Origin of the sequence: Kribbella sp. NPDC004875 (assembly GCF_042873375.1) — a bacterium.
GTDB lineage: Bacteria > Actinomycetota > Actinomycetes > Propionibacteriales > Kribbellaceae > Kribbella.
Genome location: NZ_JBIALI010000001.1, coordinates 60,097 through 86,275, shown reverse-complemented (window position 1 = coordinate 86,275; position 26,179 = coordinate 60,097). Strand labels below are relative to the sequence as shown.

Here is a 26,179-nt window from a genome sequence, read left to right as displayed (position 1 = left end):
AGCTACCTCCACCACCGGCAGCAACCCCCACCACCCACCACCCGTCGGCACCCACCAGCGTGGGCACCTGCTGGCGTCGGTAGCCGCCACCTGTCGGCGCTCGCACCCGTCGGTAGCCGCCGGCGTCGGCACCCGGCAGCGTCGGTGGCCGTCGACGTTGGCGGTCGTCGGCGCGTCAGTCGGGATCGGCGGCAGGTCTGGGGACTGGGGATGCCAACCGGTGTCTGTGGACAGGAAATAGCAGGTCTCAAGGCACCGTTTCCTGTGTCAGGTCACCACGAGTTCCTGTCTCAAGTCGCCACGGGCGGGTGCCGGGGCTCACGGGAAGTTGGCGCCGGTAGGCGCTACCCGTCGGCGCTCGGCACCGTCGACAGCCGTCGGTAGCCGCGAGCGTCGGTAGCCGTCGGCGTTGGTGCCCGGCAGTGGCGGTGACCGTCGGCGTTGGCGGTGTCGGCGCGCCAGTCGGGGGCGGCGGTGGGGCTGGGGACTGGGGATGCCGAGCGGTGTCTGGGGACAGGAAATAGCAAGTCTCCAGACACCACTTCCTGTGTCACGGCGCCACGAGTTCTTGTCTCAAGTCGCCGCGAGTGGTTGCCGGAGCTGACGGGAAGATGGCGTCGGACTGGTGATGGCGGGGCCTGGTGGGGGTCAGTAGACGATTGCCTGGGTGTTTCCGGTGAGGATTTCTTCGGTGAAGGCGGGGGCGCCGGCTATGCGGGTGTGGGGGATGAGGTCGGGCTCGGCGAGGTCGCGGCGTTTGGCGCATTGGGTGCAGACCGTCAGCTGACCGCCCTCGAGGACCGCCCCCAGGAGGTCGGTGAGGGGTGCGGCGTGTGGGAGGTCGAAGGTCTCGGCCCGGCCGGGTACGGCGAACCAGACGGCCTCGCCGGTGAGCCAGAGGGAGACCGTCGCGCCGGCGGCGACCGCGGAGGCGGCGACCGTGAAGGCCTGGTTCGCGCGCTCGGGTTCGTCGGCGCCTGCGGTCAACTTGATCACCAGCGTGCGGGACATCACGCCACGGTAGCCGAAGGTCGGCGTACCCATCCTCTAGACTGACCAACGTGCTGCACGTCGTCTTCACCACCCTGCTGGTCCTGGTCTGTGTGTTCATGGGCTGGTTCTCGGCGTTTGTCGTCTACCGGCTGTACCGCGGCCGCAACGCGAGCTGAGTGATCCGATGGCGTTCGAGATCCCGCAGGACCTGCACCCCGACCTGATCCCGCTCGCGTGGCTGCTCGGCCGCTGGGAGGGCCGCGGGCACGGTGACTACCCGACGATCGAGAAGTTCGAGTTCGGGCAGCAGATCGACTTCACCCACAACGGGAAGCCGTACCTGCACTACGTCAGCCAGACGTTCGTCGTCGGCGAGGACGGTACGAAGGAGCGCCCGCTGGCCGTCGAGACCGGCTTCTGGCGCCCGCAGCCCGACAACAAGGTCGAGGTGATCCTCGCGCACCCGACCGGCATCGCCGAGATCTGGTACGGCGACATCGACGGCGCGAAGATCGAACTGCAGACGGATGTCGTCGCGCGCACCGTCACCGCCAAGGAAGTCACCGCCGGCCACCGCCTCTACGGCCTCGTCAACGGCGAGCTCCTGTGGGCGTACGACATGGCCGCCGAAGGCCAGTCCCTGCAGCCCCACCTGTGGGCGACCCTCGTCCGCTCCTGATCAGCTCTCGGCGACCCAGGAGTACTCGACCTTCGGCCGTCCGCTGCGTCCGTCGTACCGCTGCGTCCGCAGCGCCTGCCCCTGGTCCGCCAGGTGCTCGAGGTAGCGCCGGGCAGTGATCCGCGAGGTGCCCAGCGACGTGGCGACCTCTTCGGCTGTCCAGCCCTCGCGATCGCCCAGCAGTTGCACCACGCGATCCAGTACCGACCCGACCAGCCCCTTGGGCACCGACGAGACGGTTGCTGGATGCAACAACCGGTCGACTTCGTCCTGGTCCGCGACGACCTGGCCCGCGTCGCCGGCCCGGCGCTGACGGGCGTACGCCGACAGCCGGTCCCGCAACGTCTCGAACGCGAACGGTTTCAGCACGTACTGCACGACCCCGATCCGCGCCGCCGCCTGCACCGCAGCGACCTCGCGCGCCGACGTCACCGCGACCACGTCGGTTTGGTTGCCGAGAGCACGCATCCGCCGGACCACGTCCAGCCCGTGCCCGTCCGGCAGGTGCATGTCGAGCAGCACCAGGTCGATCTCGCCGCGGGCCAGCACCTGCAGCGCCCGTCCCGCGGTTCCGGCCACTCCGACGCACGTGAACCCACCGAGGCGTTCGACGTACGTGCGATGAGCCTCGGCGGCGACGGGGTCGTCCTCGACGACGAGTACCCGGAGCTCAGGCACTCGCACTCACCGCCCGCGGCAGCCGCACCCGCACGGTCAGCGCCGGTACGTCGTCCAGCTCGGAATCCGGATCGACCATCAATGAACCCTGCCATCGCTCGACCGTGCTCCGCACCAGCACGAGCCCCAATCCATGCCCCGGCTCGGCCTTGGTCGTCCACCCGCGCTCGAACATGTGCGCCAACTCCACCGACCCCAACTCGGCGCCGGTGTTCGTCACGATCAGATCCACCGCGTGCGCGGTCGTCGCGGCCCGGAATTCCACTTTCCGTGGTGCCGGCCCACCGCGCGCGGCCTCGATCGCGTTGTCCAGCAGGTTCCCGACCACGGTCACCACGTCCTGCGCGGGCAGCCGGGTGCTCAATGCCTCTTGCCCGAGGTCGAGCGTCAGTACGACGCCACGCTCCTGCGCCTGCGCCAGTTTCGCGAGCAGCAACGAGGCGAGCACCGGATCGCCGACCGTACCGACGACGCGATCCGTCATCGCCTGCGCGAACTGCAACTCCGACACCGCGAACTCCCGGGCCCGTTCCGGCCTGCCGATCTCGATCAGGCTGACCACTGTGTGCAGCCGGTTCGAGGCCTCATGATTCTGTGCCTGCAGCGATTCCGCCAAACTCCGTACGGCGTCCAGCTCGCCGAGCAACCGTTGCAGCTGCGTGTGGTCCCGCAGCGTGACGATCCGCCCGCGCCCGGACGGCTGCTGGTTCACGACCACCACACCCTGCGCTCCGAGGTGCAGTTCGTCGTACGCCGTCCTTCCGGTGACGAGCAGTTCGGCCAGGGGAGCGCCGAGGTGCAGCTCCTCCAGCGGAGTCCCGGGGGTGACTGCGCGCAGTCCGAGCAGGGTGAGTGCTTCGTCGTTCGCGAGCTGCACGCGGCCCTCGAGGTCGAGCAGGATCAGTCCTTCGCGCGCGGCATGCAGCACGCCCTCGTAGAAATCGAGCATGCGGGCCAGCGACTGCGTGCCCATCCCGCGCGTCGCGCGGCGTACCCGCCAGGTGACGAGCGCGTTTCCGGCGATCGCGACCCCCAGCATCAGGCTGGCGATGCCGAGCATGGATCGTAGGTCGAGCCGGACCAGCTCCCACCAGGTCGGTGCGGCCAGCCCCGACGCCGCGGCGTCCCGCAGGGCCTGCGCGCGGGAACGGCTCACCATCGTGATCCAGACCATCGCGATGAGTACTGTGACCGTGACGGACTGCAACCACAGGACCTGACGACGCAGCTCCCACGGCCGAGGTTTCATGCCGAACAGTGTGCACCGCGAACGATATGAACGAAACGCGCGCTTCTCCTGTGCGTCACGTCACAGTTACTCACCAGGTACTCGTGAGCGTGCTCACGACGTACCCAACCCACCCCTCCGCCAGGCCGATACAGGGAGTCCCACCATGTCGAGCCCGACCGAACCCCGCCCGACTCCGGTCCGCAACGACCGGACCCATTTCCTCTACATCGCCGTCATCGTCGCCGTCCTGCTCGGTATCGGTGTCGGCTTCCTGTTCCCCGACTTCGCGGTCGAGCTCAAACCGCTCGGCACCGGCTTCGTGAATCTGATCAAGATGCTGATCAGCCCGATCATCTTCTGCACCCTGGTGCTCGGCATCGGCTCGGTCCGGCAGGCCGCCAGCGTCGGCAAGGTCGGCGGCCTCGCGCTCGTCTACTTCCTGGTGATGTCGACGGTCGCGCTCGCCATCGGCCTCGTGGTCGGCAACCTCGTACAGCCGGGCTCGGGCCTGAACCTGACCGACAAGCTCCGCGAGACCGGCCAGAAGCAGGCCGCCGGCGCGCACACCAGTACGACGGACTTCATCCTCGGCATCATCCCGAAGTCGCTGCTGTCCTCGCTGACCGAGGGCGAGGTCCTGCAGACCGTGCTGGTCGCGCTGCTCGTCGGCTTCGCGCTGCAGGCGATGGGTTCCAAGGGTCAGCCGATCCTGACCGGCATCGGTCACATCCAGCGGCTCGTGTTCAAGATCCTGTCGATGATCATGTGGACCGCGCCGATCGGTGCGTTCGGTGCGATCGGGGCCGTGGTGGGCGCGACCGGCTGGGACGCGCTGGTCAGCCTCGGCAAGATCATGCTGGCCTTCTACATCACGTGTCTGCTGTTCGTGGTCGTCGTCCTCGGCACGATCCTCCGCGTGGTCACCGGGCTGTCGATCTTCCAGCTGCTGCGGTACCTGGGCCGGGAGTTCCTGCTGATCGTGTCCAGTTCGTCGTCCGAGACCGCCCTGCCCCGGCTGATCGGCAAGATGGAACATCTCGGCGTCGACCGGTCCGTCGTCGGTATCACTGTCCCGACGGGCTACTCCTTCAACCTCGACGGTACGGCGATCTACCTGACGATGGCGTCGCTGTTCATCGCGGAGGCGATGGACCAGCCGTTCTCGATCGGTCAGCAGATTTCCCTGCTGCTGTTCATGATCGTCGCCTCGAAGGGCGCTGCCGGTGTGACCGGAGCCGGTCTGGCCACGCTGGCCGGTGGGCTGCAGTCGCACCGTCCGGACCTGGTCGACGGCGTCGGTCTGATCGTCGGGATCGACCGGTTCATGTCCGAGGCCCGCGCGCTGACGAACTTCGCGGGCAACGCGGTCGCGACGGTCCTGGTCGGTCACTGGGTCGGCGAGTTCGACAAGGAGCAGGCCCGTCAGGTGTTCGCCGGCAACGACCCGTTCGACGAGGTCGCGTTCGCCGCCGGTGACACCCACGGCGGTGACGCGCCGGCCCCCGAGCCGGTCGCGGTCGAGGCCCGCCCCACCGACGCCTAGCCACCTTCCTGCCCCCTCAAATGGTGGGTTGCCCCCTCGAATTCCGAGGGGGCAACCCACCAACTCGTGGGGCAGGCCACCTACTTGCCGGTGAGGAGTTCGACGACCGGGGCCAGGTCTTCGAGGTACGTCGCGTTCACGCTGATGTACGACGCTCCGAACTCGTCCCGGCGCCGCTGCAGTTCGTCGGCCATCTCCTGCGGCGTACCGCGCAGCAGCATCAGCGAGTCACTCGCCTCCAGCTCCTCGGGTTCGACGCCCGCCGCGCGCTTGGTCCACGGCGGCAGCTCCCGGGTCCCCGCGGCGAACAGGTTCATCGCCAGCTCGATGTCGTCGGCCCGCGCTCCGGCCAGCTCCCGAAGGTCCTTGGTCAGCTGAGCGATCTCCGCGCGCGGCGTCATCGCGTCCTTGGCGAGCGACACGATGTCGGCACGGGCCGCCGCGAGGGCGAGCGCCCGTGGTCCGCCGGCCGCCAGCATGATCGGCGTACGACGGTCCCCGTCGAGCTTCTCGAGCTGCTCCAGGGTCTCGCGTACCTGGTCGCGCCGTTGCTTCGCGGATCCCCACGGCAGCCCGATCTCGGCGGTCTGCTGCTCTGCGACCGGCCGCCCGGTCCCGATGCCGAACTCGAACCGCCCGTCGGTCAGCACCGTCAGCGTGTGCGCCTCCCACGCAGCTGCCCGCGGGGTCCGCAACGGAGCGGCCGCGACGAACGTACCGACGCGGATGTCCGCAACGGCGGCGGCCATCGCGAGGGACGGGAAGGGCGACGGCAGTTGCAGCCCGTCAGGCATCAGCACGGTCGAGTACCCGAGTTCGGCCGCCCGGCGTACGGTCGTCATCCACTGTTCACCGGTCGTCGGGCTGCCGACCACGCCGAACCGGAATCGCCTGTCGCTCATCGCCCTGCTCCCTCCGTCGTTGTGATGACTCCAGACTCGCCGTACACCGGGTCTGTCCACATCCCACGACGGGAGGCGTTCGCCGTACGCCACGCGACGTACTCTGGTGACATGTCACGTAAGCGCAGCCCCCTGCTGGACCGGCCCGGCGCGGTCGAGGCCGACGGACTCGACGCCGGGGTCGCGGCGCACTACGGCTCCGACCTGCGCGAGCAGCGGGCGCTGGTCGCCGGTGAGGCGTTCGTCGATCTGTCGCACCGCGACGTGGTCACGATCACCGGCCCGGACCGGCTGACCTGGCTGCACGCCCTGACCACGCAGTACTTCGAAGGGCTCAAGCCCGGCGCCTCGACGACGGCCCTGCTGCTCTCGCCGACCGGGCACGTCGAACACGTGATGTACGGCGTCGACGACGGCGAAACATTCTGGCTGCACACCGAGCCGGGTGCGGCCGAGGCGCTGGTCGACTGGCTGCGGAAGATGGTGTTCATGTCCCGCGTCGAGATCGCGGACGTGACCGACGACTACGCGATCGTCTGGCGTCCCGGGCCGGCGAGCGGCGAGCACCTGACCCGCACCGGCGAGGACTCGCTCGGCGGGCATGAGGTGTTCCTGCCGCGCGCGGAGCTGGCCGGTCTCGAAGGCCCGGCCGCCGGGATCTGGGCGTACGAGGCGCTCCGGATCGAGGCCGGCGCCCCGCGGTTCGGCCTGGACACCGACGAGCGCGCGATCCCGAACGAGCTCGGCTGGTTGGGCCTCGGCGTCCACCTGAACAAGGGCTGCTACCGCGGGCAGGAGACTGTCGCGCGCGTGCACAACCTCGGCCGTCCGCCGCGCCGCCTGGTCCGCCTGCACCTCGACGGTTCCGTCGACCATCTCCCCGCGCACGGGTACGTCGTCCGCGCGGGTGACAAGCAGGTCGGTTTCATCGGCTCCGCGGCCCGCCACCACGAACTCGGCCCCATCGCGCTGGCGCTGGTGAAGCGCAACGTCGACCCGGCCGCCGTGCTGGAGGTCGTCGCCGAGGACCAGCCCACCGTGACCGCGACCCAGGAGATCCTGGTCGACCCCGAGGCAGGCCTGCACGTACGCTCCCGCCTGTGACAGGCGCCGACTCCCGCGCTCCCCGGCCGGATGAGCAGATCGACGGAGCCGCGGGTCTCTGAGGGTGCCTAGGATCACTCGCAACTGAGTGTTTTGCACCTGTACAGTTCAGCCGTGACCGAACCTGTGATCCTGGCCGACGTGGTCCGCAGCGGTTTCGTCGAAGGCCATCACCGCGGCTCCGTCGTGGTGACGAACCCCGACGGCAGCGTGGACCGGGCTGTCGGCGTCGTGGACCAGCCGATGTTCCCGCGCTCGTCCAACAAGCCCATGCAGACCCTCGCCATGCTCCGCAACGGTCTGCCGCTGACCGAGGAGCTGCTCGCGCTGTCGGGCGCCTCGCACTCGGGCGAGCAGTTCCACCTGGACGGCGTCCGGAAGATCCTCGCGGAGGCCGGGCTCGACGAGTCGGCGCTGCGCACACCCACGGCGTACCCGGTGGACGAGGACGCTCGGGACGCGTGGATCCGGGCGGACCGCGCCCCTGAGCGCATCGCGATGAACTGCTCCGGCAAGCACGCCGCGAAGATCCTGACGAGCACCCTGAAGGGCTGGCCGATCCACGATCCGGCCACCGAGCAGGACCCGCAGGCCCGCTGGGGACGTGACGACTACCGCTCGCCTGAGCACCCGCTGCAGCAGGAGATCCGCGGCGCCATCGAGGACACGGCCGGCGAGAAGGTGTCGTACGTCGCCGTGGACGGCTGTGGCGCGCCGATCTTCGCCCTCAGCCTCGCCGGTCTGGCGCGCTCGTTCGGCCTGTTCGCCGCGGCCGCCCCGGACACCTTCGAAGGTCAGGTCGCGGACGCGTTCCGGGCGCACCCGGAGTACGCCAGCGGGACCAGGCGGGACGAGACCGACTTCATGCGGCACGTCGACGGGCTGTTCTGCAAGGTCGGTGCCGAGGGCGTGTACGCCGCAGGTCTCGCCGACGGCCGTGGCATCGCGATCAAGATCGAGGACGGTGACGGCGCCAAGCGGGCCCGCGAGGTCGTCCTGGCCGCGGTACTTCGGCAGCTCGGCATCGACGGCGACGTCATCGAGCGCCACATCACGCTTCCGGTGCTGGGCGGCGGAGTGCGCGTCGGCGACGTCCGCGCGAACGCGAACGTCTTCGGCTGACCCGCACTGAGCTGTTCAGGTCGGTTACTTCGCCCGTAGCCGGTCGACGGCCGGCGACGGGACCGGGAGTGGTGCCGGCGGGGCCGGCAGGGCGTAGCCGGCGTACAGGCGCCGGCGGATCGCCTCGAGGGGGAAGGTCTCGCGGTAGATCGCGAGTTTGACGGTCACGCCCTCCAAGGTTGCCCGCAGCAACATCTCCTCGACGGCCGGGTCGGTCGCGCCGCGGGCCGCGAAGACGTCCCGGATCGCGTCCTCGACCAGGGACAACCGGTCCGACTTGGCCTGCTCGACGCGGGCGAACACGTCGTGCGTACCGGGCTGCATCATCAGGCTGATCGCCAGCCGCTGGATCGGCAGCGTGGTCGCGGCCGCCATCAGCGCGCCGTCGATGATGCCCGCCAGCCGCTCGTCCGGGGTGCCCTGGATGCTCAGGATCGCGGCGATGCCGTCGAGCCAGCGGTCCAGCAGTTCGGCGGCCAGCTGCTCCTTGGTGGCGAAGTAGTACGCGACCAGGCCGCGGGAGACGCCGGCGGTCGCGGTGATCTCGGAGATCGACGCGGCCTCGAACCCCTTCGCGGCGAAGACCTCCAGGGCGGCGGCCAGGATCCGCTCGCGGGAGCGCGCCCGCATCTCCTCGTTCACCACCGCCGAACGCGGCACGTTCCCTCTTCCGGTCGAGGTCCTGAAGCGCCGGGCTACCCCCATCGCATGCCCGGCGCCTCGGGACTGACCCCCCGTTGTTCCGGCCCCTCCCCAGGCGCCTTCTATAGACTGGACGTCCAGTCAACAAATGTCAAAGGTTCTGCCGTTTTCTGGACAGCAGCCGCGCCGGGTAGGATGTGGATGCTGCGCCCTGTGTCGAGTGGCACGTGAAACCAGCCGTAGCCACCGCCTGAACCCCCGATGACTTGGAGCGCTCCTTCATGCCTGTCCGTAACGACCTGCGCAACGTCGCGATCGTGGCCCACGTCGACCACGGGAAGACCACCCTCGTCGACGCGATGTTGTGGCAGTCCGGCGCGTTCGGTGCCCATCAGCACGTCGACGAGCGGGCGATGGACTCCGGTGACCTGGAGCGTGAGAAGGGCATCACGATCCTCGCCAAGAACACCGCCGTCCGGCACAAGATGGCCAACGGCGAGCAGATGACGATCAACATCATCGACACCCCCGGCCACGCCGACTTCGGTGGCGAGGTCGAGCGCGGCCTGTCGATGGTGGACGCGATCGTGCTGCTGGTCGACGCCTCCGAGGGTCCGCTGCCGCAGACCCGGTTCGTGCTCCGCAAGGCGCTGGCGCGGAAGATGCCGGTGATCCTCGTGGTGAACAAGGTGGACCGTCCGGACGCCCGGATCTCCGAGGTCGTCGACGAGACCTACGAGCTGTTCCTGGACCTGCTCGACCACGACGCCGACCAGAGCGCGCTCGACTTCCCGGTCGTGTACGCCTCGGCCCGCGCCGGCCGCGCCTCGCTGAACCAGCCCGCGGACGGCGGCCTGCCGGACTCCGAGGATCTCGAGCCGCTGTTCGAGACGATCCTGAACAACGTGCCGGCCCCGGAGTACACCGAGGACGCGCCGCTGCAGGCCCACGTCACCAACCTGGACGCCTCGCCGTTCCTGGGCCGGCTCGCGCTGGTCCGGGTGCACGAAGGCACGCTGAAGAAGGGCGCCCAGGTCGCCTGGTGCCGCCACGACGGCTCGATCCAGAAGGTCAAGATCACCGAACTGCTGGTCACCGAGGCACTGGAGCGGATCCCCGGCGACTCGGCCGGACCGGGCGACATCGTCGCGATCGCGGGGATCCCGGAGATCATGATCGGCGACACCCTGACCGACCCGGACAACCCCAAGCCGCTGCCGCTGATCACGGTGGACGAGCCGGCCATCTCGATGACGATCGGCACCAACACCTCGCCGCTGGCCGGCCGGGTCAAGGGCACCAAGGTCACCGCCCGCCTGGTCAAGGACCGGCTGGACCGCGAGCTGATCGGCAACGTGTCGCTGAAGGTGCTCCCGACCGAGCGTCCGGACGCCTGGGAGGTGCAGGGCCGTGGTGAGCTGGCGCTGGCCATCCTGGTCGAGCAGATGCGCCGCGAGGGCTACGAGCTGACCGTCGGCAAGCCGCAGGTGGTCACCCGCGAGATCGACGGCAAGCGCCACGAGCCGGTCGAGCGGCTGACGATCGACTGCCCGGAGGAGTACCTCGGCACCGTCACGCAGCTGCTCGCGGTCCGCAAGGGCCGGATGGAGCAGATGACGAACCACGGCACCGGCTGGGTCCGGATGGAGTTCCTGGTCCCCGCGCGCGGCCTGATCGGGTTCCGGACCGAGTTCCTCACCGACACCCGCGGCACCGGGATCGCGCACCACGTGTTCGAGGGCTACGAGCCGTGGTTCGGCGACCTGCGCACGCGCCCGTCCGGCTCGCTGGTGTCGGACCGGGCCGGGGCCGCGACGTCGTACGCGATGATCAACCTGCAGGAGCGCGGCACCATGTTCGTGGAGCCGGCCACCGAGGTGTACGAGGGCATGATCGTCGGCGAGAACTCGCGCTCCGACGACATGGACGTGAACATCACCAAGGAAAAGAAGATGACCAACGTCCGTTCCAACGCGGACGAGTTCGAGAAGCTGGTGCCGGCCCGGAAGCTGTCGCTCGAGCAGTCCCTGGAGTTCTGCCGCGAGGACGAGTGCGTCGAGGTCACCCCGGACGCGATCCGGATGCGCAAGGTCGCCCTCACACAGATCGAGCGTTCCAAGCTGGGCCGCAAGTCGAAGGGCTGAGCGATGCCGGATCGTGCGATCGACGGACTGTTTCCGAGCGACCTCCCGGAGCCGCAGTACTGGGAGGACCGGTACCCGCGGCGCGAGCTGCCGGACGGGGCGAAGGTCACCCGGCTCGGCCCGTCGCCGACCGGGTTCATCCACATCGGCGGCGTGTACGTCGGGATGATCGACCGGGACATCTCGTCCAGTACCGGCGGGGTGTACCTGGTCCGGGTCGAGGACACCGACCAGTCGCGTGAGGTCGAGGGCGCGCTCGAGCAGTTCGCGCGCGCCTTCGAGTACTTCGGGATCAGCTCCGACGAGGACAAGGACCACGGCGCGTACGGGCCGTACCTGCAGTCCGAGCGCGAGCAGATCTACCTGACCTACGTGCGGCACCTGCTCCGCCAGGGCAAGGCGTACCTGTGCTTCGCGACCAAGGACGAGCTCGCCGACATCACCGCCCGCCAGCAGGCGTCGAAGGTCCCGACCGGGTACTACGGCAAGTGGGCGATCTGGCGCGACGCCGACCCGGCCGACGTCGCGGCCAAGCTGGCCGACGGAGCGCCGTACGTCGTGCGTTTCCGGGCCCCTGACGACGCCGACGGGCAGCGGGTCAGCTTCGTGGACGCGATCCGCGGGCGGCTCGAGCACGAGGCGAACCGCAACGACGCGGTGATCCTGAAGTCCTCGGACCAGTCGCCGCGGCTGCCGACGTACCACTTCGCGCACGCGGTGGACGACCACCTGATGCGGGTGAACCTGGTGATCCGGGGCGACGAGTGGATCTCGTCGGTGCCGCTGCACCTGCAGTTGTTCGCGGCCCTCGAGTTCGAGCCGATCACCTATGCGCACATCGCCCCGCTGATGAAGCAGATCCCCGGCGGGAAGCGGAAGCTGTCGAAGCGGAAGGACCCCGAGGCGGGCGTCGACTTCTACATCGGCGCGGGCTACCCCGCGGACGCGGTGCTGTACTACCTGCGCGGTCTGGCCAACGGCCGGCTCGCGGAGGTGCCGCTGGCGGAGGCGTTGTCGACGCCGATCGACCTGAGCCTGTGCGGTGTCGCCGGTCCGCTGGTGGACCTGGTGAAGCTGGAGGACATCAGCGCCGACCACATCGCGACGCTGAGCGGCCGGCAGATCCTCGACGCGGTCCGGACCTGGGCGACGGAGTACGACGCGGAGCTGGTGCCCGTGCTCGACAACGAGACCGAGCTCGCGCTGCGGGCGCTCGCGGTCGAGCGGGACGGTGTCGAGAACCCGCGCAAGGACCTGCGGAAGTGGTCGGACTTCAGATCGGCGTACGGCTTCTTCTTCCCGGAACTGTTCGTGCCGGTGGACGGACCGGGCGACGAGCGGCTTGCTCCGCTCGGTGTCGCGCCGGAGGTCGTCGCCGCGTTCGCCGAGGACCTGGTGGCGAACTACGAGCACCTCGACGACCCGCAGGAGTGGTTCAACCAGATCCGGACGCTCGCCGGCAAGCATCGCTTCGCGCCGAACGCCAAGGAGTACAAGAAGGATCCGGACGCGTACGTCGGCTCGATCCGCGAGGCCTCGCAGCTCGTCCGCGTCGCGATCACCGGCGCGACCCGCAGTCCCGACCTGCACGCGACGGCCCAGGCGCTCGGCGCTCCGGAAGTCCTGCGCAGACTGCGAGCACTGGCCGATCGGTGACCCCTGGGGCTGATGGGGCCGCTGGGACTCCGGCAGGAAACACGTAGGGCACGAAGTGGACACGGTGGCTCACACCGCGCGACCACGCCTGTTCAGGTGTGATAGATACTTCTCGGTCGGTGGCGGGGGAAGAAAGTTCTGACTTGTTACCAACCAGACGTGAGCTGGTGACGTCTGTCTTGTGGAAGCACTCTTTGGGGGAAGGACAAGGGAAAAATGGGCATTCTGCGTAAGGTCTGCGCGACTCTGACGGCCGCCGCGTTCGTGGGTGTCGGGGCGCTCACGGCGACTACTTCGGCTCAGGCCGCGCCCGCGGTCGCGGGGTCGGCGCAGAAGTCGGCCACGGCGCCGGCACCGGTGGCGCTGCCGCCCAAGGCCGCCGCCGCGAAGCCGAAGGCCGGCACGTCGTCGTCCGCGGCGATGAAGAAGTACCGGCTGGACTCGCGCTGTATGAGCAAGGGCCGCGTGCTGTGCATCAACAAGAAGACCCGCAAGCTGGTCTACCTGGTGAACGGCAAGCCCGTGCAGGTGATGGACGTCCGCTTCGGCGCCAGCAAGACGCCGACGCGCAACGGGGTCTTCAAGGTCTACCGCAAGTCGAAGAACCACGTCTCGACGCTGTACCACTCGAAGATGCCGTACGCGATGTTCTTCAGCGGGGGCCAGGCGGTGCACTACTCGTCGGACTTCCGCGCCCGCGGGTACAACGGCGCGTCGCACGGCTGCGTGAACGTCCGCGACAAGAAGAAGATCGCCTGGGTGTTCAGCCGGGTGCACGTCGGCGACAAGGTCGTCGTCTACAGCAAGTGAGCTGCGACTGACGTTCGGACAGCGGCCGGGGAGCTACTCCCCGGCCGCTGTCGCGTTCCGGAACGCCTTGTACAGCCGGGGTTCCACCAGGCAAAAGGTGGCCTCGGCAACATTCGTCGGCGTACCGCGTAACGTCCGTACGGCGATCTCCGCGGCGGACTGCGCCGGCCAGCCGTAGATCCCGGCCGACACCGCGGGCAGCGCCAGCGTCGTGGCCCCGAGCTCGTCCGCGACCCGCAGCGCGTTGCGGTAGCAGGACTCGAGCAGCTCCGGATCCCGTTGACCGGCGGTGAAATTCGGCCCGACCACATGGATCACGTACGTCGCGGGTAGCTCGCCGGCCGTCGTCCACACGGCCGTACCCGTGGGGGTGCCGTTCGGGTAGCGCTCGATCAGCTCCGCGAGGATCGCCGGCCCACCGGCGCGGTGGATCGCCCCGTCGACGCCGCCACCGCCGCGCAACGCGTGGTGGGCGGCGTTCACGATCGCGTCAGCGGGCACCGTGGTGATGTCCGCGGTGCTCAGACCGATGTCCATCCGCAGTTCCTCCGGTACTCTGAGATGCCAACCAATGTGGCGGTGAGGACGTCCTACAAGTGTAGGAACGGGGCTACCAGAGGGGTGTCCGATGCGCGGGCCGATCATTCGCAAGGTGCTGACCACGCTGGTCGCCGGCGGGGCGATTGCTGCCCTCCTCAGTTCCGGGACCAGTGCGAGCGCGACGCCTCAGGACCTGAAGACGGTGCCGTTCCAGGTCAGCGGTGAGCTGCCGATCTACCCGAAGGCGCTGTGGAAGAACGGCTCCAGCGGCACGAACGTGCGCAAGGTCGAGGCCCGCCTGGTGCAGCTGAAGCTGCTCGAGAAGCGCTACCTGGACAACGACTTCGGGACGATGACCCGCTCCGCGGTGAAGAAGTTCCAGAAGTCGAAGGGCATTCCCCAGCTCGGGTACGTCGACCAGAACACGCTGGACCAACTCGCCAAGGTCACCCACGAGCCGACCCAGGCCGAGCTCTACCCGCCGGCGCCCGTCGTCGAGGGCAAGAAGCTCGACGCGCGCTGCGCGACCGGTGTGGCGCTCTGCATCGACAAGTCCACCCGCAAACTGCGGTACGTCGTCGACGGTGTGGTGAAGATGCAGATGGACGTCCGCTTCGGCGCGGTGAAGACGGCGACCCGAGAGGGCAGCTTCACGGTCGGCTGGAAGAGCCGGAACCACGTCTCCAAGCTGTACGACTCGAAGATGCCGTACGCGATGTTCTTCAGCGGCGGCCAGGCGGTCCACTACTCGTCGGACTTCGCCGCCCGCGGCTACAACGGCGCCTCGCACGGCTGCGTCAACGTCCGCGACCTCGCCAAGATCAAGGTCCTGTTCGACGAGGTCCACGTCGGCGACAAGGTGATCGTCTACCGCTCGTAGCTTCTGCCGGGCGGTCGCCTGGGTCCGTGCACACCTTCCGGGGGCCGAACCCAGGCAATTACGTGTTCAAGCCCACCGCCGACTGGGCACACCCCCGAGCGCTGCCCGCAGCCGCGATACGCCGGCCCGAAGCCGCGGCACGCCGGCCCGAAGCAGCGGTACGCCGGGCGCGCCGCACGGCCGGGGGGAGTGTGAACCCCTAGACGTGGGTGTGCACAGGTTATTTCCTGTGCAGAGTCACCAGAGGTTGGACAGGGACCCTGATGCTGGCCGAGCGGCGGATTCGGGCTGGGGCTCGCGCGCGGGGGCCGCGGCGGGACGACTAGAGCGGGCGGGGGCCGCGGCGGGGGCGGCTAGAGCCGGCGGGGGCCGCGGCGGGACGACTAGAGCCGGCGGGGGCCGCGGCGGGGGCGGCTAGAGCGGGCGGGGGCGCGGCGGCGGCGACTAGAGCGGGCGGGGGCCGCGGCGGCGGCGGATGCCCCAGCCGCCTCGGCCGCGGCCGGTGGCGGCGCGGAGCGCCGGGCGGGCGTCGACCAGGTAGACGGCCGACGCGACGATGCCGATCAGGCCGAAGAAGCTCAGCCAGCCCTGGAAGATCTGGCTCAGCGTGAACACGGCCAGGATCAGCACCCAGCCGGGCTTCGTAAGCTTGTCGGCCGCGATGAAGACCGCGCGCGGCCGCAGCGCCGCGTCGAGGAGGGCGACCAGCTTCAGGACGATCAGCACCCACCAGATGACCGACAGCGGATCGGTGAACCCGGGGATCAGGCTCTGGAAGGTGATCATGCTACGAGCCTAACCGACAGACCGGGCGGCCCACCTCTGCCGCGTGGCAGGTGTGGACCGCCCGGACCCAGGATTCACCGTGCGGTGGACCGACCGTCACTCTCAGTGCTGTCAGTCGCCGATCTTGTCGGCGGCGGACTCGGCGGCCTTGGCGGCGGCCTTCGCGGTCTTGCGGGCGCTGGTCGCGGTCGCCTTCACGTTCCGGCGGGCGGTCTGCGCGGTCTTCTCGGCGGTCTTCTTCGTGGTGGTCCGGGTGGCCTTGGCCTTGCTCGCCGTGGTCTTGGCGGAGCTGACCAGGTCCTCGGTCGCCTGCTGGTGGCGGATCCGCTCGACCAGGTCCTTGCCGCGGCCGGCCAGGTCCTCGTAGGTCTCCTCGGCCTGCCCGAGCACGGTGGTGAAACCGGCCTGCGCGGTCTTCGGCAGCTCCCGCAGCTTGGCCGGGGCGGTGCGCGCGTCGGCGACGATCGCCTCGAAGCGCTTGGTCAGCTCGGCCTGCGCCTTGGCGAACTCGGTCTGGGCCTTGGTCAGCTCGGCCTGCAGGGTCTTCTGGTCCAGCTTCGCGAACCGGGCGGTCACGTCCTCGCCGACGGCGCGGACCTTCTCGACCGCGAGGTCGCCGGCGCCGGCGATCGCGTAGAACGGGGTAACGGGCGTACGGGTAGCCATCAGGCTTCTCCTCGGGATCTCTTCAGCAGGTTCAGTCGGTACTAGTCGGCACTGCGCTTGCGAGCCGGCGGCTGCGTCGCCGGCGGCTCGTCAGGAGCGGCGTTCTCGCGGACGAACGACGTGTACACGTCCAGCAGGACGCGCTTCTGCCGCTCGTTGAGCGCGGGGTCGAGCAGGACGGCGTCGACCACCCCCGCGACCTTCCGGCCGTCGGTGCCTTCCGCGCTGTCGTCCGGATCGAGGATGCCGGCCCGCACGTACAGCGTCTCCGCGGAGATCCGCAACGCCTTCGCCAGTTGCTGCAGCACGTCCGCGGACGGCTTCCGCAGGCCACGCTCGATCTGGCTGAGGTACGGGTTCGACACTCCGGCCAGGTCCGACAACTGCCGCAACGACAACTGCGCATGCCGTCGCTGCTCGGCGAGGTACTCCCCGAGGGAGCCCACCGCCCCAGCTGCACGATCACTCAACCTGGCCATGCGCCCAGTGTGCTAGCTGAGTGCTTGCAATTGCAAGCACGCGCCCCGTGAGGCGGCTCACGTGAGGAACTGACGAACCTGCTACTGCTCGCGGTGGACCTTGTGCTGGGCGGCCTGGGCGCGCGGGCGGACCGTGATCCGGTCGATGTTCACGTGCGCCGGCCGGGTGGCGATCCAGGCCACGATGTCGGCGACGTCGTCCGAGGTGAGCGGCTCGCGGACGCCGGCGTACACGGCGTCGGCCTTGGACTGGTCGCCGCCGAAGCGGGTCAGCGCGAAGCCCTCGCTGCGGACCATGCCGGGGGCGATCTCGCTGACCCGGACCGGCTGGTCGTAGAGCTCCAGGCGGAGCGTGTCGACGACCGCCTTGGCGCCGTGCTTCGCGGCGACGTACCCGCCGCCGCCCTCGTACGCGACCTGCCCGGCGGTCGAGCCCATCACGATGATCGTGCCGCGGCCGGCGATGAGGGCCGGGAGCAACGACTTGGTGACCGCGGCGACCGCGATCACGTTCACCTCGTACATCCGCCGCCACGCGTCCAGGTCCGCCTCGGCGACCGGCTCCAGCCCGAAGGCGCCGCCGGCGTTGTTCACCAGCACCTGCAGTTCGTCACCGACGGCCGCGGTCAGCGCGGCGACGTCCTCGGCCGACGTCACGTCGCACTGCACCGCGCGACCGTCGATCTCCTTGGCCAGCGCCTCGATCCGGTCCAGCCGCCGCGCGGCGCAGATCACCTCGAACCCTGCCTGGGCCAGGTGTCGCGCCGACGCGGCCCCGATCCCACTGCTCGCACCGGTCACCACAGCCAGAGGACGCTCGCTGGAAGTCATGGTCCGAGTCTCTCAAAACCGTTCGGCGCCCGGACGGACTGTCTCAGGCCCGTCCGGCCCCGACCGGCTGTCGCGGTGCGGCGTGCGCCGGTACGACGGATTGCCGCCGAGCCGCCGTGATCACACCGGCGAGGGCCACCGCACTGACGGCCAGGAATCCACCGAGCATGCCGAGCGTCTGCCCGTCCGGGTGGATCAGCGCCTGACCACGGAACGCCTGGACCGTCACGGTCGCCATCACCCCGGCGTACGCGAAGGCGGCGACGCCGACCAGGCGGGCGCGGACGCGCTCCGGGCGGATCCACGCCACGCGGGCGGCGAGGAAGTGCAGAACCAGCAGGGTGATGAGCAGGAAGTGGATCGCATGCAGGCCGGCGAAGTGCGGGATCCGCAGGTCGCCGCCGACGGTGCTCCAGTGCGTGAGCGGCATGCTGGGACCGCCGGGTTCGACGCCGATGCCGTGGCTGCCGCCGAGGGTGACCGGATGCCCGTACGCGTCCGTCACCTGCTCGTTGGTGCTGTGCGATCCGACCAGGTAGAAGGCGATCGCCATCCCGGCGACGGCGAGGCCGAGGCCGACCCGGATCGCGCGGTTCATCGGTGCGTCGCCGACCTTCTGGAACAGCAGCATGATCGCGACCACCAGGCTGGCGCCGAACAGCCCGAGGACACCGGACATGAAGACCTGCTGACCGACCTGGTTGAAGGTGTCGGTGTTGGAGTTGAAGTGGCTGAAGGTGCCGCGGGCGGCCTGGATCGCGATGAAGCCGACGTCGACCACACCGGTGACCGCGAAGGCGGTGCCCGTCCACCAGCCGAGCCGTTTCGCCTTGCGCAGCTTGGACAACAGCCATGCGAGCGTCGCGCCGTACAGGACGAACGAGATGCCGAACTTGAACGGCTTGAGCCAGACGGACTCGTTGAGGATCTCCCGGTGGTCGACCAGCAGACCGATACCGGAGGCCACGACCAGGCCGGTCATGGCGAGCACCATCAGCATCAGGGGACGGTGCCAGGACTTGGCTTCCTGCAGGACTGTTCGCATGGCATCCATGCTTTCGGCGCACGGCCCGCGACACAGTGGTGCGAATCCGCCAACCGGGGTGGTGATAAGCCCACCCCGACAGTCACGCCTGGCGGGTCGGGAGCGCGATGATCTGACGCAGGTTCAGTTCCCGTCGACGGCTCACCGCGAAGGTCACCACGTCGGCGATGTCCGTGGCGGCGAGCGGGCCGATCTGCTCGTTCATCGAGGCGATCAGTTCCTGTCCAGGGTTGTCCAGGTGCGTCGCGAGTTCGGTGTCCGTCAGTCCCGGCTCGACGTTCGTCACCCGGACGTCGTACGGCGAGAGGTCCGCGCGGAGGGCCGCGGACAGTTGGGTGAGCGCTGCCTTGGTCGCGCCGTAGACGGCGTACCCGGGGAAGATCGCGTGCGCGCCGATCGACGAGATGTTCACCAGGTCGGCGGTCCTTCCCTCGCCGGCGGCCGCGACGAGATCCGGGGTGAAGGCGTGGATCAGCCGCAGTACGCCGGTCACGTTGGTGTCGATCATCCGGGTCCAGTCGTCGAGCCGCCCGTCCGTGACCGGCGCCGCGAGCATCACGCCCGCGGCGTTCACGACCAGGTCGACGCGACCCAGGCGCTCGTGGATCCGCGCGACTCCCGCGTCGACGGATTCCTGCGACGTCACGTCGAGCGCGACGCCGAAGGTCCGCGGGCCGAGCTTGCCGGCCAGGTCGTCGAGGCGGTCCTGGCGGCGGGCGACCAGAGCGACGGCGGCGCCGGCCTCGGCCAACTGGGTGGCGATCGCGGCGCCGATTCCGCTTGCTGCGCCGGTGACGACAGCGGTACGGCCAGTCAGGTCAGTCATCGTTCCTCCAGAGGAAGTGGTTGCTGACACCGATCCTGGAGCGCTTGCAGTGGTCTACCCAGGTGTCTGCTGAGCCTGGTTCTGCCAGGACCAGGTTGCGGCCACGGCCGGTCTGGATACTGGAGGCATGGATCGCCGCGCGGAGCTGACCGAGTTCCTCAAGTCACGCCGGGGCCGGGTGCAGCCCGAGGACCTCGGGATCAAGGTGTACGGCGGCCGGCGCCGCGTCCCCGGGTTGCGCCGCGAGGAACTCGCCCAGGCCGCCGGCGTCAGCGCCGACTACTACGTACGGCTCGAGCAGGGCCGCACCGACAACGTCTCGCAGGAGATCCTGGACGCTGTCGCCGACGTCCTCAAGCTGACCGAGGACGAGCGCCGGCACCTCGCGGTGCTGGCGAAACCGGTGCGGCGCAAGAGCAGGCGCCGTACGACGCAACGCATCCGGCCCGGGCTGCAACGGCTGCTCGACTCGATGACCGACGTACCGGCGTTCGTGCTCGGGCACCGGATGGATGTGCTGGCGTGGAACGACCTGGCCGCCGCGCTGATCGCCGACTTCGGCAGCCTGGCACCGAAGGAGCGGAACGTCCCGCGGCTGGTGTTCCTCGACCCCGCCGCCCAGGATTTCTACCCGAACTGGGAGGCAGTCGCCGCCGAGAGCGTCGACTACCTGCGGATGTACGCCGGGCGGTACCCCGACGACCCGGAGCTCGCCGAGCTCGTCGGAGAGCTGTCGATCCACAGCCCGGAGTTCCGCGAACACTGGGCCCGGCACGACGTGAAGGACAAGAGCTTCGGCGCCAAGGTCCTGCACCACGCCGAGGTCGGCGAGATCACGGTCGCCTACGAGACGCTCCAGCTGCCGGGCGATCCGGACCAGATGCTGGTCACCTACACCGTCGAGCCTGGTTCGCCCTCCGAACAGAACCTCCGATTGCTCGCCAGCTGGTCGGCGCCCCACAGGGAGAACTCCCGATTCCCCGCCAGAGCCCCGGAGTTACCCTGACCACGTGACCGACTTCTCCGCCGACCGTCCCCTCCGGCGGGTCGCGATGATCAGCCTGCACACGTCACCGCTCGACCAGCCCGGCACCGGGGACGCCGGGGGAATGAACGTCTACGTCGTCGAGCTGTCCAAGCAGCTCGCCGCGCTGGGGATCGAGGTCGACGTGTTCACCCGCGCGACCGCGTCGGCGCTGCCGGCCCGCGTCGAGCTGCTGCCCGGGGTGACGGTCCGCAACGTCGCCGCCGGGCCGTACGAGGGCCTCACCAAGAACGAACTGCCGGCCCAGCTGTGTACGTTCGCCCGCGCCGTCCTGCGCGCCGAGGCGATCCACGAGCCGGGCTGGTACGACGTGATCCACTCGCACTACTGGCTGTCCGGCCAGGTCGGGCTGCTCGCCCGCGACCGGTGGGCGGTCCCCCTGGTGCACACCATGCACACGATGGCCAAGGTCAAGAACGCCAGCCTCGCGGAGGACGACGTACCCGAGCCGCCCGCGCGGCTGCTCGGTGAGGAACAGGTCGTCGAGGCCGCGGACCGCCTGCTCGCCAACACCGACGACGAGGCCCGCGAGCTGATCGAGCTGTACGGCGCCGATCCCGCGAAGGTCGGTGTGGTCAACCCGGGCGTCGACCTGGAGCTGTTCAGCCCGGGAGACCAGGCCGCGGCGCGGCAGGCGGTCGGCGTACCGCGGGATGCCGTCGTACTGGCGTTCGTCGGACGGATTCAGCCGTTGAAGGCGCCCGACCTGCTGATCCGGGCCGCGGCGCGGATGCTCGAGCGCGACCCGCAGCTGCGGGAGCGGTTGGTGGTGGCGATCATCGGCGGCCCGTCCGGCAACGGGATGGAGCACCCCGAGGCGCATGCCGAGCTGGCGCGGGCGCTCGGGATCGACGACGTGACCCGGTTCGTGAAGCCGATGGAGCGGTCCGGGCTGGCCGACTGGTACCGCGCGGCGTCGGCGGTCTGCGTCCCGTCGTACTCGGAGTCCTTCGGGCTGGTCGCGCTGGAGGCCCAGGCCTGCGGTACGCCGGTGGTCGCGGCGGCCGTCGGCGGTCTGAGTACCGCGGTGATCGACGGGCGGACCGGGTACCTGGTGCGTGGGCACGGTGTCGACGACTTCGCCGACGCGCTGGCACGGATCGCGACGGATCCGGCGACCCGCGAGACCATGAGCCACGCGGCGGTCGAGCACGCGCAGCACTTCGGCTGGGAACTGACCGCCCGCAAGACGCTGGCGGCGTACCGGACCGCAGCGCAGACGATGGCGACCGAGATCGCCGCGGAGGTGGCCGGGTGAGAGTTGCGGCGGCGGACGTGATCCGTCAGGTGCTGACCGAGAACGAGATCGAGTTCACCGAGTCGACGCCGGGTGCGTTCACCGCGGACCTGCCGGGCGAGCGGAAGCTGAAGACCACGGTGACGCTGACGGTCGGGCCGCAGGCGGTCCACGTGCACGCGTTCGTGGCGCGGCACCCGGACGAGAACCACGAGGCCGTCTACCGCTGGCTGCTGGAGCGGAACCTGAAGATGTACGGCGTCGCGTTCGCCGTCGACCACCTCGGCGACATCCACCTGGACGGGCGGGTCCCGCTGCACGCGATCTCACCGACCGAGGTCGACCGGCTGCTCGGCGCGGTCCTCGAGTACGCCGACTCGTCGTTCAACACCATCCTCGAACTCGGGTTCGCCTCGTCGATCCGCAAGGAGTACGAGTGGCGGGTCTCCCGCGGCGAGTCGACCCGGAACCTGGACGCCTTCAAGGGCTGGCTCGAGCCTCGATAGACTCCGAGGTATGACCTATCGCCTGATCCTGCTCCGCCACGGCCACAGCGACTGGAACGCCAAGAACCTCTTCACCGGCTGGGTCGATGTCGACCTGAACGCCCAGGGTGTCGAGGAGGCGCACCGTGGCGGTCAGCTGCTGCTCGAGCGCGGGCTGCTGCCCGACGTGCTGCACACGTCCGTGCTCCGGCGCGCCATCCGGACCGCGAACATCGCGCTCGACGAGGCCGGGCGCCAGTGGATCGACGTCCGCCGGTCCTGGCGGCTGAACGAGCGGCACTACGGCGGCCTGCAAGGCAAGGACAAGAAGCAGACCCTGGAGGAGCTCGGCGAGGAGCAGTTCATGCTGTTCCGCCGCTCCTACGACACCCCGCCGCCGGCCATCGAGCGCGGCTCCGAGTTCGACCAGGCCGGTGACCCGCGGTACGCCGGCCTGCCGTCCGAGCTGCTGCCCGCGACCGAGTGCCTGAAGGACGTCGTCGAGCGGATGCTGCCGTACTGGTACGACGCCATCGTCCCGGACCTGCGGGCCGGCAAGACCGTCCTGGTGACCGCGCACGGCAACTCGCTGCGCGCCCTGGTGAAGCACCTCGACAACCTCGACGAGCAGACCGTCGTCGGGCTGAACATCCCGACCGGCATCCCGCTGTACTACGAGCTCGACGACGACTTCAACCCGATCACCCCCGGCGGCGAGTACCTCGACCCCACCGCTGCCAAGGCAGCCATCGAAGCCGTCAAGAACCAGGGCCGCTGAGCCCGCGCTCGGGGGAGCCCTTCGACCCGACGCAGGCCGCCGGCAAGTGGACCGCGGCCTCTAGCTGCTGAAGACAGGCCCTGGGGTCTGGGCACAAGTTATTGCCTGTGCCCGGACCCCAGTACTTGTTCGCAGTCCCGCGTGCGGACTGGACGCTGGGCAGGACCGGCGGCCCCATCACCGCGGCGATCGACATCGCCCGCTGACGGCGTACGCGAAGGCGCCCCCGGCAACTATCTGCCGGGGGCGCCTGAGGAACTGGTGGTCAGTTGCCGTTCGGGTTCGGGGCGGAGGCGCCGGCGCCGGAGCCCGCGGCGGTGCCGCCGATCGCAACCGGGAGCTCGCCGGTGACCAGGTAGACGACCCGGCGGGCCATCGCGACCGCGTGGTCGGAGATGCGCTCGTAGTACCGGCTGAGCAGCGCCATGTCGACCGCGACCTCGACGCCGTGCGGCCAGTGCTCGTCCATCATCAGGCGGAACTGGTTGGACCGCAGCTTGTCCATCTCGTCGTCGCTGGCTTCGAGCTTCTCGGCGGCCTCGACGTCGCGCGAGGCGATCACGTCACCGGCGGCGTCGACCATCTTGCCCGCCACCGAGCCCATCGCCTCGATCACGTCGTGCAGCTCGTTCGGGATCGCGGGCGCCGGGTAGCGCATCCGGGCGATCTTCGAGACGTGCGAGGCCAGGTCGCCCATCCGCTCCAGGTCGGCGACCATCCGCAGCGCGGCGACCAGCATTCGCAGCTCGTTGGCGACCGGCGACTGCCGCGCCATCAGCTCGAAGACCTTCTCCTCGACACCCTCGCCGGCGGCGTCGAGCTGGATGTCGGCCGCGATGACCTCCTCGGCCTTGCGGATGTCGGCCTCCAGCAGGGCGGCCGTCGACCGGCGGACGGCGGTGGACACCGTCCGCGTCATCCGTTCCAGCTCGGCGAGGATGTCGTCGAGCTGCTCGTGGTAGCTGTCACGCATGGTGTTCGAATCCGATCTGTGGTGTCCGGTGCCGCGGGTGGGCACCGGCACGGTACCCGCCCCTCCGGGACCGTATGCCGTCGAGGTTGCCGATCGGCGACGCGTGGTGAACGCCTGGTGAACAGTTGTGACGTGTCCCGGTCATCAGGTGCTCATTCGGTCTTTCCCTGCTGGTCGCCCGCGTAGCATCGTTGCCGTGGACCCCACGCTGGCTGCGGTGCTGGGCGGCGTCATCGGCGCGGCCCTGGCTCTGCTTTCGCTCGGGGCGATGATGCTTTCCGAGCGGGCTCAGCGCAAGATCCCGGAGACCTCCGACCCGATCGTCCCGGCCGGCGTCGCCACGGTGCTCTCGGTACTGCGTTCCTCGGCGGTCGTGATGGGCCCGGAGGACCAGGTCCTGCAGGCCAGCGCCCCGGCGCACGTGCTCGGCATCGTCCGCGGCGAGCGGCTGGTCGTCGACGACATCCTCACGATGGTCCGCCAGGTCCGTCGCGACGGTGAGATCCGCCAGCAGGACCTCGAGATCGTCCGCGGCCGGCTCGGCGCCACGCAGTACGTGAGTGCCCGGGTGGCGCCGCTGGGCAGCCAGCTGGTGCTGGTCCTGGTCGAGGACCGGACCCGCGAGCGCCGGCTGGACGCGATCCGGCGGGACTTCACCGTCAACGTCAGCCACGAGCTGAAGACCCCGGTCGGCGCGCTGATCCTGCTCGCCGACGCGGTCTCCGAGGCCTCCGACGACCCGGAGGCGGTGCAGCGGTTCTCGGACCGGATGCGGGTCGAGGCCTCCCGGCTGAGCCGCCTGGTCAAGGAGATCATCGAGCTGTCCCGGCTGCAGGGCGACGACCCGCTGGAGAACCCCGGCCCGGTCGACATCAACGCGGTGATCGAGACCGCGGTGGACCGCTGCCGGATCGACGCCGAGGACCGCGACATCAAGATCGTGGTCAAGACCGAGCCCGAGCTCGAGGTGCTCGGCAGTGAGGACCAGCTGTCGATGGCGATCGGCAACCTGGTCGAGAACGCGATCAACTACAGCCCCGACGGCACCCGGGTCGCGGTCGCCGCGCACCCGATCGGGGACCTGGTCGAGGTGACCGTGTCCGACCAGGGCGTGGGCATCCCGAGCAGTGACCTGGAACGCATCTTTGAGCGGTTCTACCGCGTCGACCGGGCCCGCAGCCGGGAGACCGGCGGAACCGGCCTCGGCCTCTCGATCGTGAAGCACATCGCCTCGATCCACGGCGGCGACGTGCGGGTCTGGAGCGTCGAGGGCCAGGGCTCCACCTTCACCGTGAGACTCCCGCTGCGGCTCGAACCCGCGCCGGGCCAGACCGGCTCCACCAGCCAGGAGGAACCGGCCGCCTACCCATCGCCTACCCCGGTGGGTCAGATCGCAAAGGAGACAGCTTCGTGACCCGAGTGCTGGTCGTCGAAGACGAAGAGAGCTACAGCGACGCGCTGTCGTACGTGCTGCGCAAGGAAGGGTTCGAGGTCGCCGTCGCGGAGACCGGGCCGGACGCGCTGGAAGAGTACGACCGCGCCGGTGCGGACATCGTCCTGCTCGACCTGATGCTGCCGGGTCTGTCCGGCACGGAGGTCTGCCGGGCGCTCCGCAGCCGGGGCAACGTCCCGGTGATCATCGTGAGCGCCAAGGACACCGAGGTCGACAAGGTCGTCGGGCTCGAGCTGGGCGCGGACGACTACGTGACGAAGCCGTACAGCCCGCGCGAGCTGCTGGCCCGCGTGCGCGCCGTACTGCGGCGGGGCCAGGACGTCGAGCTGCTGCCGGACACCCTCGAGGCGGGGCCGGTCCGGATGGACGTCGAGCGGCACGTGGTGACGGTCGCGGGTACCGAGATCCGGCTGCCGCTGAAGGAGTTCGAGCTGCTCGAGATGCTGTTGCGGAACACCGGCCGGGTGCTCACCCGCGGTCAGCTGATCGACCGGATCTGGGGCGCCGACTACGTGGGCGACACCAAGACCCTCGACGTGCACGTGAAGCGGCTGCGCTCGAAGCTGGAGAAGGACCCGTCGAACCCGCAGCACCTGGTCACGGTGCGGGGCCTGGGGTACAAGTTCGAGTCCTGAGTCACACCCCCACAGG

General features: G+C 69.6%; 27 protein-coding genes. 14 read left to right on the top strand and 13 right to left on the bottom strand.

What is annotated here, in order from left to right:
• Positions 1 to 648 precede the first annotated feature (648 nt).
• Positions 649 to 1,011: a DsrE family protein gene (locus ACFYRH_RS00390; protein ID WP_387765712.1), complete on the bottom strand. Its 363-nt coding sequence runs from the start codon at positions 1,009 to 1,011 to the stop codon at positions 649 to 651.
• 166 nt (positions 1,012 to 1,177) lie between these two features.
• On the opposite strand from ACFYRH_RS00390, the gene ACFYRH_RS00385 reads away from it, so the two are divergent.
• A complete protein-coding gene (locus tag ACFYRH_RS00385; RefSeq protein WP_387765709.1) occupies positions 1,178 to 1,672 on the top strand; it encodes an FABP family protein in 495 nt (164 codons plus the stop codon).
• Here the strand turns inward: ACFYRH_RS00385 and ACFYRH_RS00380 are convergent, their stop codons facing one another.
• Together ACFYRH_RS00380 and ACFYRH_RS00375 are read right to left on the bottom strand one after the other, a co-directional pair.
• Complete coding sequence (locus ACFYRH_RS00380; protein WP_387765706.1) at positions 1,673 to 2,350, bottom strand: response regulator; 678 nt, start codon at positions 2,348 to 2,350, stop codon at positions 1,673 to 1,675. It lies immediately after the preceding gene.
• Positions 2,343 to 3,599, bottom strand: a complete 1,257-nt coding sequence (locus ACFYRH_RS00375) for a sensor histidine kinase (protein WP_387765703.1) — start codon at positions 3,597 to 3,599, stop codon at positions 2,343 to 2,345. The genes ACFYRH_RS00380 and ACFYRH_RS00375 overlap by 8 nt, the downstream gene beginning before the upstream one ends.
• Before the next feature lie 145 nt (positions 3,600 to 3,744).
• On the opposite strand from ACFYRH_RS00375, the gene ACFYRH_RS00370 reads away from it, so the two are divergent.
• Complete coding sequence (locus ACFYRH_RS00370) at positions 3,745 to 5,124, top strand: cation:dicarboxylate symporter family transporter (RefSeq protein WP_387765700.1); 1,380 nt, start codon at positions 3,745 to 3,747, stop codon at positions 5,122 to 5,124.
• A gap of 80 nt (positions 5,125 to 5,204) precedes the next feature.
• On the opposite strand, the gene ACFYRH_RS00365 is transcribed toward ACFYRH_RS00370, so the two are convergent.
• The gene (locus ACFYRH_RS00365) at positions 5,205 to 6,026 is read right to left on the bottom strand and encodes an LLM class flavin-dependent oxidoreductase (RefSeq protein WP_387765697.1); all 822 of its coding nucleotides are present in this window, start codon (positions 6,024 to 6,026) and stop codon (positions 5,205 to 5,207) included.
• Between the two features lie 111 nt (positions 6,027 to 6,137).
• Here ACFYRH_RS00365 and ACFYRH_RS00360 point away from each other — a divergent pair, with 111 nt between their 5' ends.
• Positions 6,138 to 7,130 (top strand): YgfZ/GcvT domain-containing protein, encoded by a 993-nt coding sequence (locus ACFYRH_RS00360; protein ID WP_387765695.1) that lies wholly within the window; start codon positions 6,138 to 6,140, stop codon positions 7,128 to 7,130.
• A gap of 114 nt (positions 7,131 to 7,244) precedes the next feature.
• On the top strand, positions 7,245 to 8,252 hold the full coding sequence (locus ACFYRH_RS00355; protein ID WP_387765692.1) for an asparaginase: 1,008 nt from the start codon (positions 7,245 to 7,247) through the stop codon (positions 8,250 to 8,252).
• A gap of 24 nt (positions 8,253 to 8,276) precedes the next feature.
• On the opposite strand, the gene ACFYRH_RS00350 is transcribed toward ACFYRH_RS00355, so the two are convergent.
• On the bottom strand, positions 8,277 to 8,912 hold the full coding sequence (locus ACFYRH_RS00350) for a TetR/AcrR family transcriptional regulator (RefSeq protein ID WP_387765689.1): 636 nt from the start codon (positions 8,910 to 8,912) through the stop codon (positions 8,277 to 8,279).
• A 263-nt stretch (positions 8,913 to 9,175) separates the two neighbouring features.
• On the opposite strand from ACFYRH_RS00350, the gene typA reads away from it, so the two are divergent.
• The 3 genes from typA (at position 9,176) to ACFYRH_RS00335 (ending at position 13,504) form a co-directional block, all read left to right on the top strand.
• Entirely contained in the window at positions 9,176 to 11,038 is a 1,863-nt protein-coding gene (gene typA / locus ACFYRH_RS00345; RefSeq protein ID WP_387765686.1) for a translational GTPase TypA, read from the top strand.
• A gap of 3 nt (positions 11,039 to 11,041) precedes the next feature.
• Positions 11,042 to 12,694 (top strand): glutamate--tRNA ligase, encoded by a 1,653-nt coding sequence (locus ACFYRH_RS00340; protein ID WP_387765683.1) that lies wholly within the window; start codon positions 11,042 to 11,044, stop codon positions 12,692 to 12,694.
• 216 nt (positions 12,695 to 12,910) lie between these two features.
• Positions 12,911 to 13,504 (top strand): L,D-transpeptidase, encoded by a 594-nt coding sequence (locus tag ACFYRH_RS00335; RefSeq protein WP_387765680.1) that lies wholly within the window; start codon positions 12,911 to 12,913, stop codon positions 13,502 to 13,504.
• Positions 13,505 to 13,537: 33 nt separating this feature from the next.
• On the opposite strand, the gene ACFYRH_RS00330 is transcribed toward ACFYRH_RS00335, so the two are convergent.
• Entirely contained in the window at positions 13,538 to 14,041 is a 504-nt protein-coding gene (locus ACFYRH_RS00330) for an O-acetyl-ADP-ribose deacetylase (RefSeq protein ID WP_387765677.1), read from the bottom strand.
• 91 nt (positions 14,042 to 14,132) lie between these two features.
• Between ACFYRH_RS00330 and ACFYRH_RS00325 the strand changes: the two genes are divergently transcribed.
• On the top strand, positions 14,133 to 14,924 hold the full coding sequence (locus ACFYRH_RS00325; protein WP_387765675.1) for a L,D-transpeptidase family protein: 792 nt from the start codon (positions 14,133 to 14,135) through the stop codon (positions 14,922 to 14,924).
• Between the two features lie 444 nt (positions 14,925 to 15,368).
• On the opposite strand, the gene ACFYRH_RS00320 is transcribed toward ACFYRH_RS00325, so the two are convergent.
• From ACFYRH_RS00320 to ACFYRH_RS00295, 6 genes are all read right to left on the bottom strand, one after another.
• Positions 15,369 to 15,710 carry a DUF2516 family protein gene (locus tag ACFYRH_RS00320; RefSeq protein ID WP_387765673.1) on the bottom strand — a complete coding sequence of 114 codons (342 nt, stop codon included), beginning with the start codon at positions 15,708 to 15,710 and terminating at the stop codon, positions 15,369 to 15,371.
• Positions 15,711 to 15,821: 111 nt separating this feature from the next.
• A complete protein-coding gene (locus tag ACFYRH_RS00315; RefSeq protein ID WP_387765670.1) occupies positions 15,822 to 16,376 on the bottom strand; it encodes a hypothetical protein in 555 nt (184 codons plus the stop codon).
• A 41-nt stretch (positions 16,377 to 16,417) separates the two neighbouring features.
• Complete coding sequence (locus ACFYRH_RS00310) at positions 16,418 to 16,855, bottom strand: helix-turn-helix domain-containing protein (RefSeq protein WP_387765668.1); 438 nt, start codon at positions 16,853 to 16,855, stop codon at positions 16,418 to 16,420.
• 81 nt (positions 16,856 to 16,936) lie between these two features.
• A complete protein-coding gene (locus ACFYRH_RS00305) occupies positions 16,937 to 17,686 on the bottom strand; it encodes an SDR family NAD(P)-dependent oxidoreductase (protein WP_387765665.1) in 750 nt (249 codons plus the stop codon).
• A 43-nt stretch (positions 17,687 to 17,729) separates the two neighbouring features.
• Positions 17,730 to 18,731, bottom strand: coding sequence for a hypothetical protein (locus ACFYRH_RS00300; RefSeq protein ID WP_387765662.1), 1,002 nt, complete (start codon positions 18,729 to 18,731; stop codon positions 17,730 to 17,732).
• Positions 18,732 to 18,813: 82 nt separating this feature from the next.
• On the bottom strand, positions 18,814 to 19,557 hold the full coding sequence (locus ACFYRH_RS00295) for an SDR family oxidoreductase (protein ID WP_387765660.1): 744 nt from the start codon (positions 19,555 to 19,557) through the stop codon (positions 18,814 to 18,816).
• 127 nt (positions 19,558 to 19,684) lie between these two features.
• Here ACFYRH_RS00295 and ACFYRH_RS00290 point away from each other — a divergent pair, with 127 nt between their 5' ends.
• From ACFYRH_RS00290 to ACFYRH_RS00275, 4 genes are read left to right on the top strand one after another with little or no spacing between them, the layout of a single operon-like run.
• Complete coding sequence (locus ACFYRH_RS00290; RefSeq protein WP_387765657.1) at positions 19,685 to 20,563, top strand: helix-turn-helix transcriptional regulator; 879 nt, start codon at positions 19,685 to 19,687, stop codon at positions 20,561 to 20,563.
• 46 nt (positions 20,564 to 20,609) lie between these two features.
• Entirely contained in the window at positions 20,610 to 21,860 is a 1,251-nt protein-coding gene (mshA, locus tag ACFYRH_RS00285) for a D-inositol-3-phosphate glycosyltransferase (RefSeq protein ID WP_387771647.1), read from the top strand.
• Positions 21,857 to 22,345 (top strand): YbjN domain-containing protein, encoded by a 489-nt coding sequence (locus tag ACFYRH_RS00280; protein ID WP_387765654.1) that lies wholly within the window; start codon positions 21,857 to 21,859, stop codon positions 22,343 to 22,345. The genes mshA and ACFYRH_RS00280 overlap by 4 nt, the downstream gene beginning before the upstream one ends.
• A gap of 10 nt (positions 22,346 to 22,355) precedes the next feature.
• Entirely contained in the window at positions 22,356 to 23,102 is a 747-nt protein-coding gene (locus tag ACFYRH_RS00275; protein WP_387765652.1) for a phosphoglyceromutase, read from the top strand.
• Between the two features lie 265 nt (positions 23,103 to 23,367).
• On the opposite strand, the gene phoU is transcribed toward ACFYRH_RS00275, so the two are convergent.
• Entirely contained in the window at positions 23,368 to 24,075 is a 708-nt protein-coding gene (gene phoU, locus ACFYRH_RS00270) for a phosphate signaling complex protein PhoU (RefSeq protein WP_387765650.1), read from the bottom strand.
• A gap of 196 nt (positions 24,076 to 24,271) precedes the next feature.
• Here phoU and ACFYRH_RS00265 point away from each other — a divergent pair, with 196 nt between their 5' ends.
• Both ACFYRH_RS00265 and ACFYRH_RS00260 read left to right on the top strand, forming a co-directional pair.
• Positions 24,272 to 25,489 (top strand): sensor histidine kinase, encoded by a 1,218-nt coding sequence (locus tag ACFYRH_RS00265; RefSeq protein WP_387765648.1) that lies wholly within the window; start codon positions 24,272 to 24,274, stop codon positions 25,487 to 25,489.
• The gene (locus ACFYRH_RS00260) at positions 25,486 to 26,163 is read left to right on the top strand and encodes a winged helix-turn-helix domain-containing protein (protein ID WP_387765646.1); all 678 of its coding nucleotides are present in this window, start codon (positions 25,486 to 25,488) and stop codon (positions 26,161 to 26,163) included. The genes ACFYRH_RS00265 and ACFYRH_RS00260 overlap by 4 nt, the downstream gene beginning before the upstream one ends.
• The last annotated feature ends 16 nt before the right edge of the window (positions 26,164 to 26,179 follow it).